19 protein-coding genes are annotated in these 16514 nt (G+C 70.1%); 6 read left to right on the forward strand and 13 right to left on the reverse strand.

Annotation, left to right across the window (positions count from 1 at the left end; all coding sequences use genetic code 11):
- Nucleotides 1-2: 2 nt before the first annotated feature.
- From mqnE to ACZ4M5_RS31500, 3 genes are all read right to left on the reverse strand, one after another.
- Nucleotides 3-1166, reverse strand: a complete 1164-nt coding sequence (gene mqnE / locus ACZ4M5_RS31490) for an aminofutalosine synthase MqnE (protein ID WP_467741906.1) — start codon at nucleotides 1164-1166, stop codon at nucleotides 3-5.
- A 41-nt stretch (nucleotides 1167-1207) separates the two neighbouring features.
- Nucleotides 1208-1663, reverse strand: coding sequence for an Lrp/AsnC family transcriptional regulator (locus ACZ4M5_RS31495; RefSeq protein WP_398112129.1), 456 nt, complete (start codon nucleotides 1661-1663; stop codon nucleotides 1208-1210).
- Nucleotides 1664-1725: 62 nt separating this feature from the next.
- The gene (locus ACZ4M5_RS31500; protein ID WP_467742022.1) at nucleotides 1726-2388 is read right to left on the reverse strand and encodes a UbiX family flavin prenyltransferase; all 663 of its coding nucleotides are present in this window, start codon (nucleotides 2386-2388) and stop codon (nucleotides 1726-1728) included.
- Between the two features lie 115 nt (nucleotides 2389-2503).
- Between ACZ4M5_RS31500 and ACZ4M5_RS31505 the strand changes: the two genes are divergently transcribed.
- On the forward strand, nucleotides 2504-3106 hold the full coding sequence (locus ACZ4M5_RS31505) for a rhomboid family intramembrane serine protease (protein ID WP_467741909.1): 603 nt from the start codon (nucleotides 2504-2506) through the stop codon (nucleotides 3104-3106).
- On the opposite strand, the gene mqnP is transcribed toward ACZ4M5_RS31505, so the two are convergent.
- A complete protein-coding gene (gene mqnP / locus ACZ4M5_RS31510; protein ID WP_467741911.1) occupies nucleotides 3096-3998 on the reverse strand; it encodes a menaquinone biosynthesis prenyltransferase MqnP in 903 nt (300 codons plus the stop codon). The two genes, ACZ4M5_RS31505 and mqnP, sit on opposite strands and share 11 nt — an antisense overlap.
- Nucleotides 3995-5446 carry a menaquinone biosynthesis decarboxylase gene (locus ACZ4M5_RS31515; RefSeq protein WP_467741913.1) on the reverse strand — a complete coding sequence of 484 codons (1452 nt, stop codon included), beginning with the start codon at nucleotides 5444-5446 and terminating at the stop codon, nucleotides 3995-3997. Before ACZ4M5_RS31515 ends, mqnP begins: the two co-directional genes overlap by 4 nt.
- 67 nt (nucleotides 5447-5513) lie before the next feature.
- Here ACZ4M5_RS31515 and ACZ4M5_RS31520 point away from each other — a divergent pair, with 67 nt between their 5' ends.
- The 3 genes from ACZ4M5_RS31520 (at nucleotide 5514) to ACZ4M5_RS31530 (ending at nucleotide 6875) form a co-directional block, all read left to right on the forward strand.
- Nucleotides 5514-5834, forward strand: coding sequence for a PLD nuclease N-terminal domain-containing protein (locus tag ACZ4M5_RS31520; protein ID WP_398112133.1), 321 nt, complete (start codon nucleotides 5514-5516; stop codon nucleotides 5832-5834).
- A 67-nt stretch (nucleotides 5835-5901) separates the two neighbouring features.
- Nucleotides 5902-6534, forward strand: coding sequence for a DUF6232 family protein (locus ACZ4M5_RS31525; RefSeq protein ID WP_398112134.1), 633 nt, complete (start codon nucleotides 5902-5904; stop codon nucleotides 6532-6534).
- Nucleotides 6531-6875 carry a hypothetical protein gene (locus ACZ4M5_RS31530; RefSeq protein WP_467741916.1) on the forward strand — a complete coding sequence of 115 codons (345 nt, stop codon included), beginning with the start codon at nucleotides 6531-6533 and terminating at the stop codon, nucleotides 6873-6875. The genes ACZ4M5_RS31525 and ACZ4M5_RS31530 overlap by 4 nt, the downstream gene beginning before the upstream one ends.
- A gap of 1 nt (nucleotide 6876) precedes the next feature.
- Here the strand turns inward: ACZ4M5_RS31530 and ACZ4M5_RS31535 are convergent, their stop codons facing one another.
- Both ACZ4M5_RS31535 and ACZ4M5_RS31540 read right to left on the reverse strand, forming a co-directional pair.
- Nucleotides 6877-6990, reverse strand: a complete 114-nt coding sequence (locus ACZ4M5_RS31535) for a DUF397 domain-containing protein (protein ID WP_467742024.1) — start codon at nucleotides 6988-6990, stop codon at nucleotides 6877-6879.
- A complete protein-coding gene (locus tag ACZ4M5_RS31540) occupies nucleotides 6938-7876 on the reverse strand; it encodes a helix-turn-helix domain-containing protein (RefSeq protein ID WP_467741918.1) in 939 nt (312 codons plus the stop codon). Before ACZ4M5_RS31540 ends, ACZ4M5_RS31535 begins: the two co-directional genes overlap by 53 nt.
- A gap of 104 nt (nucleotides 7877-7980) precedes the next feature.
- On the opposite strand from ACZ4M5_RS31540, the gene ACZ4M5_RS31545 reads away from it, so the two are divergent.
- On the forward strand, nucleotides 7981-8589 hold the full coding sequence (locus ACZ4M5_RS31545) for a DUF7848 domain-containing protein (RefSeq protein ID WP_467741920.1): 609 nt from the start codon (nucleotides 7981-7983) through the stop codon (nucleotides 8587-8589).
- A 25-nt stretch (nucleotides 8590-8614) separates the two neighbouring features.
- Here the strand turns inward: ACZ4M5_RS31545 and ACZ4M5_RS31550 are convergent, their stop codons facing one another.
- Nucleotides 8615-9007 carry a DUF6281 family protein gene (locus ACZ4M5_RS31550; RefSeq protein WP_467741922.1) on the reverse strand — a complete coding sequence of 131 codons (393 nt, stop codon included), beginning with the start codon at nucleotides 9005-9007 and terminating at the stop codon, nucleotides 8615-8617.
- Between the two features lie 297 nt (nucleotides 9008-9304).
- Here ACZ4M5_RS31550 and ACZ4M5_RS31555 point away from each other — a divergent pair, with 297 nt between their 5' ends.
- A complete protein-coding gene (locus ACZ4M5_RS31555; RefSeq protein ID WP_467741924.1) occupies nucleotides 9305-10717 on the forward strand; it encodes a condensation domain-containing protein in 1413 nt (470 codons plus the stop codon).
- 82 nt (nucleotides 10718-10799) lie between these two features.
- Here the strand turns inward: ACZ4M5_RS31555 and ccsB are convergent, their stop codons facing one another.
- The 5 genes from ccsB to ACZ4M5_RS31580 all read right to left on the reverse strand — a co-directional run bounded on the left by ccsB (nucleotide 10800) and on the right by ACZ4M5_RS31580 (nucleotide 16382).
- Nucleotides 10800-11879, reverse strand: a complete 1080-nt coding sequence (gene ccsB, locus ACZ4M5_RS31560) for a c-type cytochrome biogenesis protein CcsB (protein ID WP_467741926.1) — start codon at nucleotides 11877-11879, stop codon at nucleotides 10800-10802.
- Entirely contained in the window at nucleotides 11876-13612 is a 1737-nt protein-coding gene (gene resB, locus ACZ4M5_RS31565; protein WP_467741928.1) for a cytochrome c biogenesis protein ResB, read from the reverse strand. The genes ccsB and resB overlap by 4 nt, the downstream gene beginning before the upstream one ends.
- Before the next feature lie 3 nt (nucleotides 13613-13615).
- Nucleotides 13616-14389 carry a cytochrome c biogenesis CcdA family protein gene (locus ACZ4M5_RS31570; RefSeq protein ID WP_467741930.1) on the reverse strand — a complete coding sequence of 258 codons (774 nt, stop codon included), beginning with the start codon at nucleotides 14387-14389 and terminating at the stop codon, nucleotides 13616-13618.
- Between the two features lies 1 nt (nucleotide 14390).
- The gene (locus ACZ4M5_RS31575) at nucleotides 14391-15020 is read right to left on the reverse strand and encodes a TlpA family protein disulfide reductase (RefSeq protein WP_467741932.1); all 630 of its coding nucleotides are present in this window, start codon (nucleotides 15018-15020) and stop codon (nucleotides 14391-14393) included.
- 66 nt (nucleotides 15021-15086) lie between these two features.
- Complete coding sequence (locus ACZ4M5_RS31580; RefSeq protein ID WP_467741934.1) at nucleotides 15087-16382, reverse strand: polysaccharide deacetylase family protein; 1296 nt, start codon at nucleotides 16380-16382, stop codon at nucleotides 15087-15089.
- Between the last annotated feature and the right edge of the window lie 132 nt (nucleotides 16383-16514).

A 16514-nucleotide genomic window follows, 5' to 3' on the forward strand; every position in this document is an offset into this window, starting at 1 on the left:
GATCACACCCGCATGGCCTGCGGCGCTTCGCGAAGCGAGGGGTCGGGCCCGTCGTACTCCCGGATGATCTCGTAGCGCGTGTTCCGCTCCACCGGCCGGAACCCGGCGTCCCGGATCAGGTCCAGCAGGTCCTCACGCGTCAGCTTGTTCGGCGTGCCGTAGTTGTCCGCGTCATGCGTGATCTTGTACTCGACGACCGACCCGTCCATGTCGTCCGCCCCGTGCTGAAGGGCCAGCTGCGCCGTCTGCACGCCGTGCATGACCCAGAAGACCTTCACATGCGGCACGTTGTCGAACAGCAGCCGCGACACCGCGAAGGTCTTCAGCGCCTCCGCGCCGGTCGCCATCTGCGTCCGCGCCTGGAGGCGGTTGCGCACCTTGCCGTCCTGCATGTCGACGAAGTCGTGCTGGTACCGCAGCGGGATGAAGACCTGGAAACCGCCGGTCTCGTCCTGCAGCTCGCGCAGCCGCAGCACGTGGTCCACGCGGTGCCGGGGCTCCTCGATGTGCCCGTACAGCATCGTGCAGGGGGTCTTCAGACCCTTCTCGTGCGCGAGCCGGTGGATGCGGGACCAGTCCTCCCAGTGGGTGCGGTGGTCCACGATGTGCTGCCGGACCTCCCAGTCGAAGATCTCCGCACCACCGCCGGTCAGCGACTCCAGACCGGCGTCGATCAGCTCGTCGAGGATCTCCGAGGCGCTCATCCCCGAGATGGTCTCGAAGTGGTGGATCTCCGTCGCCGTGAAGGCCTTCAGGGAGACGTCCGGCAGCGCCGCCTTCAGCTCGCGCAGCGAGCGCGGGTAGTACCGCCACGGCAGGTTCGGGTGCAGCCCGTTGACGATGTGCAGCTCGGTGAGGTTCTCCGACTCCATCGCCTTCGCGAGCTTGACGGCCTCCTCGATGCGCATCGTGTACGCGTCCTTCTCCCCCGGCTTGCGCTGGAAGGAGCAGTACGCGCAGGAGGCCGTGCACACGTTCGTCATGTTGAGGTGACGGTTGACGTTGAAGTGCACGACGTCGCCGTTCTTGCGGGTGCGCACCTCGTGCGCGAGGCCGCCGAGCCAGGCCAGGTCGTCCGACTCGTACAGCGCGATGCCGTCCTCACGGGTCAGGCGCTCACCGGCCCTGACCTTCTCCTCCAGCTCGCGCTTGAGCCCGAGATCCATTGCCCACACCTTTCTACGACGACGACGACCCAACCGTACGGCTACATCTCTTCCGGCAGTTCCCCGACCCGGTTCTCCCACTTCGTGGAGAGCACGATCGTCGTGCGGGTCCGGGAGACGCCCTCGATCCCGCTGAGCCGCCGGATCATCCTCTCCAGGCCGTCCACGTCCGCCGCCCGCACCTTGAGCATGTACGAGTCGTCGCCCGCGATGAACCAGCAGTCCTCGATCTCCGACAGGTCCTTCAGCCGCTGCGCCACGTCCTCGTGGTCGGTGGCGTCGGAGAGCGAGATGCCGATGAGGGCGGTGACGCCGAGACCGAGCGAGGCGGCGTCGACGGTGGCCCGGTAGCCGGTGATGACCCCGGCCGCCTCCAGCCGGTTGATGCGGTCGGTGACGCTGGGTCCCGACAGCCCGACGAGGCGTCCCAGCTCCGCGTAGGAGGCCCGGCCGTTCTCCCTCAGGGCCTGGATGAGCTGCCTGTCCACCGCGTCCATTGCGATCGAAGCCTTCCGCTGAAGTTGTGGTTGAGTCCGAGGGGTTCGGAGTTCGGTCGTGCTCAGTCGGCGCGCTGCGCCCCGCCGCCGAGCTCACCTTGCCAACGGCGGTAGAGCCCGTGCGGCACGCCCGCCGCGTCGAGTACGCGCCCGGCGACGAAGTCCACCAGGTCCTGGATGTGCGTCGCCCCCGCGTAGAAGGCGGGTGAGGCCGGCACGACGATCGCGCCGGCGTCGTCCAGCGTGACGAGGTGCCGCAGGGTCTGGCCGTTCAGCGGGGTCTCCCGCACGGCCACGATCAGCTTGCGCCCCTCCTTCAGGGTGACGCTCGCCGCCCGCTGGAGCAGGTCCTTCGACAGCCCGAGCGCGACCCCCGCCACGCTCGCCGTCGAGGCGGGCACGATGAGCATGCCCTTGGTGGGGTACGACCCCGAGGAGGGACCGGCGGCCAGGTCGCCGGCGCTCCAGTGCCGTACGGCGTCGGTGTCGACGGAGAAGGTGCCCGGCTTGCCGTCGGCGCCCCGGGAGAGCCATTCGCGCAGGTCGGACCGCCAGTGAGCGTCCCGGAAGGAGATCCCGGTCTCGTCCAGCAGGGTGAGCCGGGAGGCCCGGGACACCACGAGGTCGACGCTCTCGCCCGCGGCGATGAGCGCCCGCAGCACAGCGGCGGCATACGGAGTGCCCGAGGCACCGGACACCCCTACGATCCAAGGCGTACGCGGCATCTCGCCTGGCTTGACTGGGTTCACGACACCGAGCCTATCCGGCGTCGGCAGGTGGGAACCGGCCCAGGGGGGTGGGCCGTTGCACGGAGGGGACGAGCGAGCACTGGGGGTCGCCATGCCGGATGCCGGAGCTGAGTGGTCCAGCGGCGACCGCGCGCTGGCCGCGGGCAAGCTGATGCTGGCCTGGATCGCGCTGTTGTGGCTGCTGGAAGCGGTGGACGCGGTCACGGGCCACGCCCTGGACCGCTTCGGCGTCACGCCCCGCGAGCCGTCGGAGCTGGTCGACGTCGTCCCGTCGGCGTTCATCCACTTCGGCTTCGCGCATCTCCTGGCGAACACCCTGCCGCTGCTGGTGCTGGGCTTCCTGGCCGCGCTCTCCGGGATCCGCCGCTTCCTGCTGGTCTGCGCGCTGGTCGTCGTCGCCGACGGCCTGGGCGTGTGGCTGATCTCCCCGGACCGCACCAACACGGCGGGCGCCTCCGGCCTGATCTTCGGCCTGTTCGGCTTCCTGCTGGTCAGCGGCTTCGTGGAGCGCCGCCCGCTGGGCATCCTCGCCGGTGTCCTGATCGCCGCCGTCTGGGGCGGCTCGATCCTGGCGGGCCTGGCCCCGACGCAGACGGGCGTCAGCTGGCAGGGCCATCTGCTGGGCCTGCTGGCGGGCGTGGCGGCGGCGTTCGTGCTGCGCCGCCGCCCCGCGCCGCCCGTGCTCACACGGTGAGGCCGCGCACCAGCAGGTCGAGCAGCGCGCACACGAACAGGGCGATCCCGATGAAGCCGTTGACGCTGAAGAACGCCCGGTTCAGGCGGGACAGGTCGTGCGGGCGGACGATGGAGTGCTCGTAGACGAACGCGCCGGCGACGATCAGCAGGCCCAGCCAGAAGAAGGCGCCCGCGCCGGTGGCCAGGCCGTACCAGACGAACAGGCCGGTCGTCACGGCGTGGCAGACCCGGGCGCCCCGGATGGCCGCCGGGATGCCGAAGCGCGCAGGGACGGACCTGACGCCGATCTCCCGGTCGGTCTCCACGTCCTGGCAGGCGTAGATCAGGTCGAAGCCGCCGATCCAGATGCCGACGGCGAGACCGAGGATCACCGCGTCCCAGGACCAGGAGCCCGAGATGGCCAGCCAGCCGCCGATCGGGCCCATCGCCTGGGCGAGGCCGAGGATGGCCTGCGGGAAGTTCGTGAACCGCTTGCCGTAGGGGTAGACCACCATCGGGACCACCGCGATGGGAGCCAGGGCCAGGCAGAGCGGGTTCAGCAGGGCCGCCGCGCCCAGGAAGACGGCCAGGGCGATCAGCGCGCCCGTCCAGGCGTGCTTGACCGACATCGCTCCGGTCACCAGCTCGCGCTGCGCGGTGCGCGGGTTCCGCGCGTCGATCTCCCGGTCGATGATCCGGTTGACGGCCATCGCGAAGGTCCGCAGACCGACCATGCAGACCGTGACGAGCAGCAGCCTGACCCAGTGGATGTTCCCGTCCCACTCGTACATCGCCGTGAGCGCGGCGATGTAGGCGAAGGGCAGCGCGAAGACCGAGTGCTCGATCATCACCAGCCGCAGGAAGGCCTTGGTGCGTCCCGGCTGCGGGATCGCGGCGGAAGCGGAGGTCACAGTCCGTACTCCTTCCAGCGACGGTCCACCTTCGCCGCCGTCTCCGGGTCCGACTCGACCATGTCCGGCCAGCCGCCGTCGCGCGTGTAGCCCTCCTCGGGCCACTTCTTCGTCGCGTCGATGCCCGCCTTGCCGCCCCAGAACTGCTGGTAGGAGGCGTGGTCCAGGTGGTCGACGGGACCTTCGACGATGCTCAGGTCGCGGGCGTAGTCCGTGTTGCCGAGCGCCCGCCAGGCCACTTCGTGCAGGTCGTGCACGTCGCAGTCGGAGTCGACGACCACGATCAGCTTGGTCAGGGACATCATGTGCGCGCCCCAGATGGCGTGCATCACCTTCTGCGCGTGCTTGGGGTACTTCTTGTCGATCGAGACGATCGCGCAGTTGTGGAAGCCGCCCGCCTCCGGCAGGTGGTAGTCCACGATGTCCGGCACGATGATCTTCAGCAGCGGCAGGAAGAAGCGTTCCGTCGCGCGGCCCAGCGGCCCGTCCTCCGTCGGGGGCCGGCCCACCACGATCGACTGGAGCAGCGGGCGCTTGCGCATCGTGACGCAGTCGATCGTCAGCGCCGGGAACGGCTCCTGCGGCGTGTAGAAGCCGGTGTGGTCGCCGAAGGGTCCCTCGGGCAGCATCTCGCCCGGCTCCAGCCAGCCCTCGATCACGACCTCCGCCTGGGCGGGCACCTGGAGCGGGACGGTCTTGCAGTCGACCATCTCGATCCGCTTGCCCGCGAGGAACCCGGCGAACAGGTACTCGTCGATGTCCCCGGGCAGCGGCGCGGTCGAGGCGTAGGTCACGGCGGGCGGGCAGCCGAAGGCGATCGCGACCGGCAGCCGCTCGCCGCGGCGCGCCGCCACCTGGTAGTGGTTGCGGCTGTCCTTGTGGATCTGCCAGTGCATGCCGATGGTGCGCTTGTCGTGCCGCTGGAGCCGGTACAGCCCGAGATTGCGGACGCCGCTCTCCGGGTCCTTGGTGTGGGTGAGCCCCAGGTTGAAGAAGGAGCCGCCGTCCTTCGGCCAGGTGAACAGCGCCGGGAGCCGGTCCAGGTCCACGTCGTCCCCGGTCAGGACGATCTCCTGCACGGGCCCGTCCTTCACCTTCTTCGGCGGCACGTGCGTCATCGCGCCGAGCTTGCCGAAGGCCTCGCGCACGCCGACGAACCCGTGCGGCAGCTCGGGCTTGAGCAGCCCGCCGATCCGCTCGGAGATCTCCGCGTACGACTTCAGGCCCAGGGCCTTCAGCAGCCGGCGGTCCGTGCCGAACACGTTCATCGCGAGCGGCATGCTCGACCCGCGCACGTTCTCGAAGAGCAGCGCCGGGCCGCCGGACTTCTGCACCCGGTCGACGATCTCCCCGACCTCCAGGTACGGGTCCACCTCGGCCTTGATGCGCTTGAGGTCGCCCTCGCGCTCCAGCGCCCTGAGCAGGGAGCGAAGATCGTCGTAAGCCATGGGGTCCAGTATCCCCGAGCGGCTACGCTGGCCTGGAACCACCCACCGCTTTGCTGAGAGGCCGCGCATGCTCCGGGTACTGATGTTCCTCGTGCCGCTGGCGCTGAGTGTGTACGCGTTCATCGACTGCATCAGCACCAAGGACGACGACATCCGCCACATGCCCAAGCCGCTGTGGGCGATTCTGGTGCTCCTGTTCCCGCTGGTCGGCTCGATCTCGTGGCTGATCGCCGGCAAGAGGCGCAGCCCCGCCGCCGACGGCTGGTCCGGCGCCCGCGCGGGCCGCTCGCGCCAGTGGGTCGCCCCGGACGACAACCCCGACTTCCTCAAGTCCCTCGACGAGGACAAGAAGAAGGACGACGACCCGAGGCGCCCGGACGAGTCCTGAGCCACCGGCCTCGCCGGTCGCGTGAAACCACTTGCCCTGGGTAAGCACATGGTCGCCAATGGTGTCCATGGAGACACAGCAGCCACCGGGGCAGTTCGACGTACCGCCTCTACCTGCCAAGCCGCCGCGCGCCATGACGGACCTCGAACTACGCGTCCACAAACGTCTGTTATGGGTCGGCACGGCCGCGTACCCCCTGCGCAACATCGCCCGGGTGTACACGTTCACCCTGCGCCCGAAGCGCAAGGAGGCGGTCTTCCGCTTCCTGAAACGCGCCGGGATCATCCTGGCCGTGGCCATCGGCCTGTCGGTCATCGGCGGCCTGATCTCCCTCGCGAACAGCTCCGGCGGCCCGTACGAGAGTGAGGGGTCCGGCGGCGGCGGGCTGATCATCTTCGTATGGATCTGCTCGGGCGCGGCGCTGATCTACTTCTTCGTGGAGATGCTCTCCGTCGCCACCGCCCCCTCGCACTACGTCCTCGCCATCGAGACGGCCGGCCCCTCCACCGCGATGGTGACCAGCTCCGACCCACAGCACCTGGACCGGCTCGTGGGCTATGTCTCGGGAGCACTGGAGAACCCCGACACGGAGTTCCAGGTGACGGTGGAGCGCCTGACGATCAACTCACCCACGAACTACCACTTCGGCGACAGCGTGAACATGTACGGCGGCAGCGGAAACACGGGGATCGCGGCATGAGCGGCAACAGCTACCACTACGGCGACAACGTCAACATGCACGGCGGCAGCGGCAACACGGGCATCGTGAAGAACGGCGGCGCGGGCGACACGGACCCCGCCCTGCGGCTGGCCCTCGCCGAACTGATCCGTGAGGTCAGGGAGTTGCGCGACCAGCTGCCGCAGCCCAGCGTGCAGCTCATCGACGAGTCCCTGCCGGTCCTCGCCGCCGACGCCGCACCCCCGCAGGAGCGGCACCGGGCGCTGATGGCCGTCGCCGCGATCGCCGCGGCCGTCGGAGCGGTGGGGCAGCCGGTGGCGGAGGCAGCCAACCGAATCCTGCAGATGCTGGGCGGACAGTAGGTCAGCGCAGGGAACCGACGAACGCGGACCAGGCGGACCGGCCGACGACCAGGACCGGTCCGTCAGGGTTCTTGCTGTCGCGGACGGGGACGGTTGCGGGGAAACCGGGGGCTATTTCGATGCAGTTGCCGCCGTTGCCGTCGCTGTAGCTGCTCTTGACCCAGGTGAGCTCGTTCCGGTCCATGATGCTCGTACCTCTCGATCGTCTCGTGGATCAGAGCGGCGGACTGGGGAGCTGACAGGGCGTCCGCCCTGAGCACATCATAGAACTGGTTATAGCGCTCGTAGAGGGCTGGATCGTTCGTGAAGTGGCCACGGTTGAGCGACTCCGAATACAGCCAGTGGCGTCCTTCGGGCAGCGTGATCAGGGACATGGAGCCGCTGGGACGGACGATCTCGGCGGGCCCGGCGGGGGCGACCTGGATGCGGATGTTGGGACGCCGCGCAACATGGAGCAGGTGGGCGCACTGCTCTCGCATGACAGCTGGACCGCCGACCACGTTCCGCAGACAGCTCTCGTCGAGAACGACGACGTACAGCGGACCGCCATCTGCGAGGAAGCGCTGCTGTCGGCTCAGTCGGGCCCGCACGCGTTCTTCCAGCTCCACGCCGCTGACATAGCGCGAGGACAGTGCCCGGATGTAGGACGCGGTCTGCAACAAGCCCGGCATAACACGCTCCTGGTACTCCCGAAGAGTCACCGCCTCCTCATCCATCTCGGCCCGGCGGCGGAACCAGTCGGGATGCTCCACCTGGGGGTACCAGTCGATCTTCGCCCACAGCCGCGCCAACACCCCGCCCGTTACTAGGAGTTCGTCGCACGCCTTGGCGAAGGACTCCTGCGGCACCCTCGTGCCCGCCTCCACCCGCGCCACATGGGAACGGTCGCAAGGGATCTGCCGCGCCAACGCCTCCTGCGTGAGCAGCGCCGCCTCGCGGAAATGCCGCAGCACCTCCCCGAACACCGCCGCCGTACTCGCCCCACCGTTCTGTCGGCTCACCGCTCCCCCTTCGTGACAGCGCTCCGGTGTCACACGCCAGGCATTGAAGCGGACCGTTCCCCTGCGCGACGCTCAGTACACCCAGAGTGACGGAGGTGCACGGAATGGAACCGGGAACGCTCGTCTACGACCCGCGGACGAACAGGGTCGGCGAGTACCAGGACAGGACCGGCCCGTATGTGATGCTGCGCCCGGTCGGCGGCGGCCGTGAGTGGCAGGCGGATCCGGGGAGCATCAGGCCGGCGACGCCGGACGAGCGGCTGAGCGCGGGAGTGCGGGCGGTCAACGACCGGTCCAGGGAGGGGCTGTCGGTCGATCCGGCCCGGCCGCCCCTGCCGGTGCGGGGATGCGCGGTGTGCGAGGACCTCGCCCTGCGCCGGGACCGGGCGCGGGCCGCCTTCGACGGCAGCGCCGTGACGGACGCCAACGTGCTGCTGCGTCAGCACCGGCGCGAGGAGCACGGCGGGGAGGCGGCGCCCGGCCGGCGAGTCTTCCGGTACGTGCCGTACACGATCGTGCAGGACCCGTCCGCCCTGCCCGAGTACGAGGCGCGCTGCGTCTCGGGCGAGGAGGCGGACTGTGGGGCCGGTTCCGGGGTGCGCTCGGCCCCCGCCGAGGTCGAGGAGTGGCAGCGCAGGCACACCCAGGAGACCCGCCACCTGCGGTACCGGCGCTGCTTCGCCGACTACGCGGTGCTGGAGCGCAAGGGCTGACGTCCCGCTGCCGGACTCGCTCCCGTCAGGGTCCGCCGAGCAACTTCTCCAGTCCGGGCGGGAGTTCCTCGCCGGAGTCGGCGACGACGAGGAGGTACGCGCCGGCGTCCTCGGCCACCGCGACGGCGACGGCGGGGTCCACGCCCCGCACGGCGTACGCCGTCACCGGGGCCGGGCCCTCCCCCTCGTCGCCGTCGCCGGGAGTGTCGTCGCACGCCGGGCGGGTGGCGGTGCCGAGCCGGCGCCCCACGGGCACGTCGTCGACCGCGCGGTCGACGTACCGGCGACCGTCGTAGTCGACGACGTACGCGCAGGACGCCTCGGCCCGCGCGCCGCCCTCCGGGGACGGCGCGCAGCCCGCGGACAGGGCGGCGGCCGCGGCCGCCGGCACCACCCACGACGGGAACGGCATCTTCATCGGCACGTCTCCTCCCGGAGCCTGCGCTCCTCCGTCTCGGCCACGCAACGAGGACGCGGCGGGACCCGGGAACGTTCGATCCCCGCTCGCGCGGTTGCGATCGCCAAGCGGGCGGCGTGCACCGGGCCGCTGATCGGAGGAATCGGCCGATACGTCAACGTCGCACCCCGCTCGGAGCCCGCATCGCCGTTCGAGGTGCCATCCGTTCCATTGAAAAGGGGCGACACCCGGTGTGAGCGGTGGCTTCGTCGTCATTCCCTTGGTCGGGTCTGTCCCAACTGCGAACGGAGACGCCCCGTGCGAATGAGTGACATCCAGCGTTGCGACGTCCGGCCCGGACGGCTCGTCGAATGGACGCTCAGTCCGGCGACCGTCGCGACGGCCAAGGCCCTGCCGGAGGACTCCCGGCCGCCCGCCTACATCCAGGAGTCCCACCTGCGCACGGCCCGCACCGTGCGCGAGGACGGCCTGTTCGTGCCGACCTGGATCGGCGCGGCCTTCGACCTGCCCGGCCGGGCCGACCTGGACGCGCTCGGCGAGGCGCTGCGCGACTGGACTCTGCGGCACGAGACGCTGCGCAGCGGCTTCCGCTGGGCGGGCGGCCCCGGGGACTCGCTGCGCCGCTTCACCCTCGACGCCGACGCCGTGGCCCTGCACCGCGAGGACGCCGGGGAGTTCACCGACCCGGCGGAACTCGCGCAGCACCTCCAGGATCGTTTCGACACCACGGCGGACGCGCTGCGCTGGCCCAACCTCATCTACACGGCCGTCGTCCGGGACGACTCCACCAGCGTCTACATGGCCTTCGACCACAGCAACGTCGACGCCTTCTCCATCTACCGCATCCCCGCCGAGGTCCACGAGCTGTACGCCGCCCACCTGGCCGGTCACGCCCCGCAGCAGCCGCCCGTCAGCAGCTACGTCGACTTCTGCGAGGCCGAGCGGGCGAACGCCGACAGCATCGACGCGGACCACGAGATCGTCGCCCGCTGGCGGGAGTTCATCCACCGTTGCGACGGGCGGCTGCCGAGCTTCCCGGTCGACCTCGGGCTGGAGCCGGGCGGCGGGCTGCCGGCCCAGAAGCTGATGCGCGAGATGCTCGTGGACGCGGAGACGGCCGCCGCCTTCGAGGCGTACTGCCGTCCCTACGGCGGCTCCCTCGTCGGCATCCTCGCGGCGACGGCCCTGATCGTCCACGAGATCGGCGGCGAGCCCGTCTACCGCACGGTGGTGCCCTTCCACACCCGGGCGAAGTCCGCGTACTCGGACTCCGTGGGCTGGTACGTCGGCGGCGCGCCCATCGAGGTGCCCGTCGCCGGGACGCCCGACTTCCCCGACGTGCTGAAGACCGTACGGGCCGCCCTGCACGCCACCCGGCCGCTGGCCCGCATGCCGCTCGCCCGGGTCCTGCGGCTGCTCGGCGCGGACTTCCGGCCCACGTCCCCGGACATGTACTCCATCGTGTCCTTCGCCGACGCCCGCGACACCCCCGACTCCACGCTCTGGACCGAGCGCAACGCCTACGGCCTGATCCGGGTCTCCTACGGCGACCAGGTCTGCGCCTGGCTCACCCGCCTCCACGAGGGCCTGTGGTTCGCGGCCCGCTACCCCGACACGGACGTGGCCCACAAGAACCTGCGGCTGTACACGGACCGGCTGCGCGACATCGTCGTCTCCGTCGCGGACCACGCCCCCCGCCCCGGGCGGTGAGGGTCCCCCCGGGGCCGCGCGTACGGCGAAGGCCGGTTCCCGCCGCCTGTGGCGCGGGAACCGGCCTTCGCCGGTGCGGGGCTCAGACGCCCGCGTACGAGTGCTTGCCGGAGACGAAGATGTTGACGCCGTAGTAGTTGAAGAGCCAGCAGCCGAAGGCGATCAGGGCCAGGTAGGCGGCCTTGCGGCCCTTCCAGCCGGCCGTGGCGCGGGCGTGCAGGTAGCCGGCGTAGGCGACCCAGGTGATGAAGGACCAGGTCTCCTTGGGGTCCCAGCCCCAGTAGCGGCCCCAGGCGTCACCGGCCCAGATGGCGCCCGCGATGATCGTGAAGGTCCACAGAGGGAAGACGGCCGCGTTGACGCGGTAGGAGAACTTGTCGAGGGAGGCGGCGGAGGGCAGCCGCTCCAGGACCGAGGTCGCGAAGGTGCCCGGCTTGCCGCCACCCGCCAGCTTGTTCTCGTACGAGTCCTTGAACAGGTACAGGATCGTGGCCATCGCACCCACGTAGAAGACCGCGCCGCAGAAGATCGCCGTGGAGACGTGGATGTACAGCCAGTAGGAGTGCAGCGCCGGGACGAGCTGGTCGCTGGCCGTGTAGAGGACCGTGACGGCCAGGCCCAGGTCCAGCAGGACCGCCGTGATCAGGAACAGGCCGAGCCAGCGCACGTTCTGCTTCAGCGCCAGCAGTCCGAGGTAGACGCCGACCGCGACCGTGGAGAACGTGATGTTGAACTCGTACATGTTGCCCCACGGCGCCCGCTCCACCGAGGCCGCGCGGGTGATGACGCCGCCCAGCTCGATCAGGAACGCCAGCAGCGTCAGGGAGATGGCGATGCGGCCGTACAGGTCGCCCTGCTCGTCGCCGCCGTGCGCTCCGGGTCCGTCCGGCACGTCCCGCTGCCCGGCGGCGGCCCGCACGGTGACCTTCGGCCGCTCCAGCACGGTGGTGCCGCCGGCCTTCTTGACCGTGACGGCCGGCGCGTTCACCGCCGCCGGGTCCGCGGTGAGCGCGGCGGCCGTGCGGGCGACCTTGCTGCGGCTGCCGAAGAGCCACTCCGCGATGTACGCGAAGAAGGCCAGGGTGTAGACGGCCATCGCGGAGTAGATCAGCACATTGCTGATCTCCGCGAGGTTTTCGTTGGTGGCGGCGGCGAGAGTCACTGCTGCTCAGCCCCTTCGGCGGGTACGGGGTTTTCGGTGCCCGGCTCCTGGCCGGGGCCGGGGGAATCTGCGGGGCCGGGCGCGCCCGGGGCCCGTGCGTAGAGCTCGCCGGCGAGGTCGCCCAGCTCCTCGGGGACCTTCGCGGACTCGCTGCGGCCGAGGCCGGCCATCTCGACGACCGTGACGCCGTCGGCGCCGCGGACCGCGCGCACCCAGACGCGGCGGCGCTGGATGAACAGGGACGCCGCCAGGCCGCCGATCGCGGCGAGGGCACCGGCGAGGGCCCAGCCGCTGCCGGGCTGCTGCACGACCTGGAAGCCGGCCCACTCCTTGACGTCCTTGCCGACGGTGACCGAACCGGCGCCGCCCGGGAGCTTCATGGTCTCGCCGGGCCGCAGCAGCTTCTTGAACAGCTTGCCCTTGGAGTCCTTGAACTCCTTCATGTTCTTCTTGTCCATCTGGTACACGCTCTGTGGGATGCCCGAGTCGGTTCCCAGGTCGCCGTGGTAGGCGGACAGCGCGAGCACCGGGTGGTCCAGCGCGGGGAACTGCGACAGCATCGTGCCGCTGGCGGACCCGCCGAACGTCGGGACGAAGAACGCGTTGAAGCCGAGCTGCTCCTTCTTCCCCTGCGGGTTGCGGTAGCCGTCGAGGACCTTGACGACACCGGAGGAGGTGACGTTCGCGTCCAGCGGCAGCAGCGGCACGGCGTCGTCGAAGACCACCTTGCCCTTGCCGTCGCGGACCGTGACGACGGGGGCGTAGCCGTGGCTGACGAGGTAGACCTTGGAGTCGCCGATCTCCAGCGGGTGGTTCACCTCGACGGTGGTCCTCCGCTCCTCGCCGTAGGCGCCGGAGCTGTAGGTCAGGTCGGCCTTGTAGACGCGCGGCGTGCCCTTGTTGGGGCCGGTGCGCTCGTAGGTGCCGGTGAACTTCTTCAGGTTGAAGCTGAAGGGCACCAGGTCGTCGGAGGTGAAGAGGCTGCCCGACTTGAAGTCGTCGTACTGGGTGAGGGTGTTGGAGAAGCCCTGCCCCTCGACGATGAGCTTGTTGCCCTCCGACTTGTACAGCTGGCCCCAGGCGAAGGCGACCAGCATCACGATCAGGGCGATGTGGAAGGCGAGGTTGCCGACCTCGCGCAGGTAGCCCTTCTCGGCGGCGACGGCGTCACCGGCGAGGTGGGCACGGAAGCGGCGCTTCTTCAGCAGGGCGAGGGCCGCCTCGCGGACCTGCTCGGGTTCGGCCGTGGTGCGCCAGGTGGTGTGCGCGGGCAGCCGGGTCAGGCGCCTGGGCGCGCCCGGCGGACGGCCGCGCAGCTGGCCCACGAACTGCCAGGTGCGGGGCACGATGCAGCCGATGAGGGAGACGAACAGCAGGATGTAGATCGCGGAGAACCACACCGAGCTGTACACGTGGAACATGCCGAGCTTGTCGTACACGTCCGAGAGGGCGGGGTGCGCCTCGCGGAAGTCGGCGACCTTCGTCTCGTCCTGGCCGGTCTGCGGGATCAGCGAGCCGGGGATGGCGCCGAGGGAGAGCAGCAGGAGCAGCAGCAGCGCGACCCGCATCGAGGTGAGCTGCCGCCAGAACCAGCGGGCCCAGCCGATGACGCCCAGGGCGGGAAGGTTCGGCGCCTCCTCCTTGGGGGCGGTGGACAGCTGGGAGCCGGCGGCCCCCAGCTCCTGGTCCTCGGCGGCGGACGGGGCCGGGTCGGAGGCGGTGGTCTTGCTCATCGATCAGATCCCCACAGTGAAGCCGTCGGACCAGACCTGCATCTCCTGCACGATGCGGTCCCACGCGCCGGTCAGCAGCAGCAGACCGGTCACGATCATCATGATGCCGCCGACCCGCATCACCCAGACGTAGTGGCGCTTGATCCAGCCGAAGGCTCCGAGCGCCTTGCGGAAGGCGACCGCGGCGAGCACGAAGGGCACGCCCAGGCCCAGACAGTACGCGACGGTCAGCACGGCCCCGCGACCGGCGCTGCCCTGGTCCGAGGAGAGCGCGAGCACCGAGGCGAGGGTGGGCCCGATGCAGGGGGTCCAGCCGATGCCGAACAGGGCGCCGAGCAGCGGCGCGCCGGCCAGCCCGGCCACCGGCCTGCGGTGGAAGCGGAACTCGCGCTGGGTGAACCAGGGCATCAGGCCCATGAAGAAGACACCGAGGACGATCATGAGAACGCCCAGCACCTTCGACACGACGTTCCGGTACTCCTGGAGTTCCGCGCCGAAGTAGCCGAACAGCGCCCCGGACGAGACGAAGACGACGGTGAAGCCGAGCACGAACAGCGAGGCGCCCGCGGCCATCCGGCCGCGCCGGGCGTCGGCCAGGTCGGTTCCGGCGACCCCGGTGACGTAGGAGAGGTATCCCGGCACCAGCGGCAGGACGCACGGCGAGAAGAAGGAGACGAGCCCACCGAGCAGCGCGATCGGCAGGGCCACCAGCAGGGCGCCCTTCAGGACGGTGCTGTTGGGGTCGGCGACCGCGGCGAGCGTGGTGACGGCGCTCACGTCACTTCTCCGCGACGACCGGCTTGAGCATCTTCAGCAGGCGTTCCTCGCTGAGCGCGGACAGCGAGCGGGCCGCGATCCTGCCGTCCCGGTCCAGGACGAGCGTCGACGGGATCGCCTGCGGGTTGAGGGTGCCCTTCTCGAAGCGCAGCAGCAGCTTGCCGGTGGGGTCGTAGAGGCTGGGGTAGGTGATGTCCCAGTCCTTCTCGAAGGCGAGGGCGGCGCCGGTGGAGGTGTCCCGCGTGTTGATGCCGACGAACTGCACGCCCTTGCCGGAGTAGGCCTTGGAGACCTTCGCGAAGTTCTTCGCCTCGGCCCGGCAGGGGTTGCACCAGGAACCCCACACGTTGAGGACGACGACCTTGCCCTTGTAGTCGGCGACGTCGAGCGTCTTGCCGGCGATGGTCCTGCCGGACAGGTCGGGCGCCTGGGTGCGCTCGCCCCGGGCGACCGTGGCGACGCCGTCGGTGCCGGTGACGAAGTTGGTGTTGCCGCCCCCGCCCGAGGTGCCGCCCGAACCGCACGCGGTCACGAGCAGCGCGGTCGCGGCGAGACCGGCGGTCAGCGCGGCGTGACGGCGGACACGGCGGACGCGGTTCGAGCCCAGGGGGGCACGGCTGGCGGCACTCATGTGAAAAGTTTCGCATGGCCGTTCAGGGGCGCTCACCCACCCCCCTTGCGGGCGGAAAACCGCATTTCAGGCGGCGTTCCCCGAGGCCTTGCCGCTCGGTGTGGACGCCGGTGAGGTGAACTCCCGCCAGCCACCGGCCGGCTGCTGCCCGACGCCGAGCGTCCGGAACCGGTCGAGCACCTCGGGCTTCTGCACGTCGAGCCAGTCGGTGAGCTGCCGGAAGGAGACGAGACGCACATCCGCGCCCTTCTCCTTCTCCCGCGCGATGTGCGTGAACGCCTCCTCGACGGCGTCCATGTAGATACCGCCGTTCCACTCCTCGAAGTGGTTGCCGATGAACAGCGGCGCCCGATTGGTCTTGTATGCCCGCTTAAATCCCTGGATGTACGCCTGGGCCGACTGCTTCCGCCAGCCCGGGTAGTTGTGCGCGGGGGCCTTGGTGGAGTTGAGGGACTGGTTGGCCAGCATGTTGTAGTCCATCGACAGGACCTCGAAGCCGCGGCCGGGGAAAGGTATCTGCTGCAGGGGCAGGTCCCAGATGCCCTGGCGCTTGCGCGGCCAGACCTGGAGGCCGCCGGGCGAGGAGGCGTCGTAGCGCCAGCCCAGCTCGCGGGCGGTGGGCAGCAGGTTGTCCTGCCCGAGCAGGCAGGGCGTACGGCCGCCCACCAGCTCCTTGTCGTAGTCGAACGGCAGCGACGGCAGGTCGGTCCAGCCGGAGTTGGTGCGCCACTCCTTGACGAAGGACTTCGCCTGGTCGATCTCGCTGCGCCACTGCTGCGGCGTCCAGTTCTTCACCGAGCCGTGGGACTCGCCGCAGAAGTGCCCGTTGAAGTGCGTGCCGATCTCGTGGCCCTCCAGCCAGGCGCGCCGGACGTTCTTCAAGGTGTCCTTGATGTGCGCGTCGGTGAGGTAGCCGATGTCGGAGGCGCCACGCGGGTTGTTCGGCGGGTTGTACAGGCGCTTCTTCGACTCGGGCAGCAGGTACAGCCCGGACAGGAAGAAGGTCATGCTCGCCCCGTGCTCCTTGGCGAGGTCCAGGAAGCGCGGGAAGAGACCGTTGCCGACCTCGCCGGCGCCGTCCCAGGAGAACACCACGAACTGCGGCGGGGTCTGACCCGGCTCCAGCGGCTGCGGCTTGTCCGGCTGGTGGGGCTGGGGGCCGGTGTAGGCGGTGGAGCCGTCGCCGATCGGCCGGGCGGCGGGCTTGGGCTTCGCCCGGCCCTGGGCGCGGTCACCGCCCCCGGAACCGCCGGTGCGGCCGTCGTCGTCCGACCCCGTGAGGCCGCCGCAGCCGGCCATCGAGACGGCGGCCGCGGCACCCGCGCCGAGTCCGAGCATTCCCCTGCGGGTGAGTGGGCGCATGACATCCCCGATCGTCACGTTCTCTGGTGGTCACCCACTCAGAGGCCGTGACGAACAGGGAGGTTCCGCCAGGATGCGCAGATTCCGTAACGAAACAGTCGTAAACGATCAGGAATCGATCCGAAAAGGTCG

It is taken from the genome of Streptomyces sp. NPDC026246, assembly GCF_055567995.1.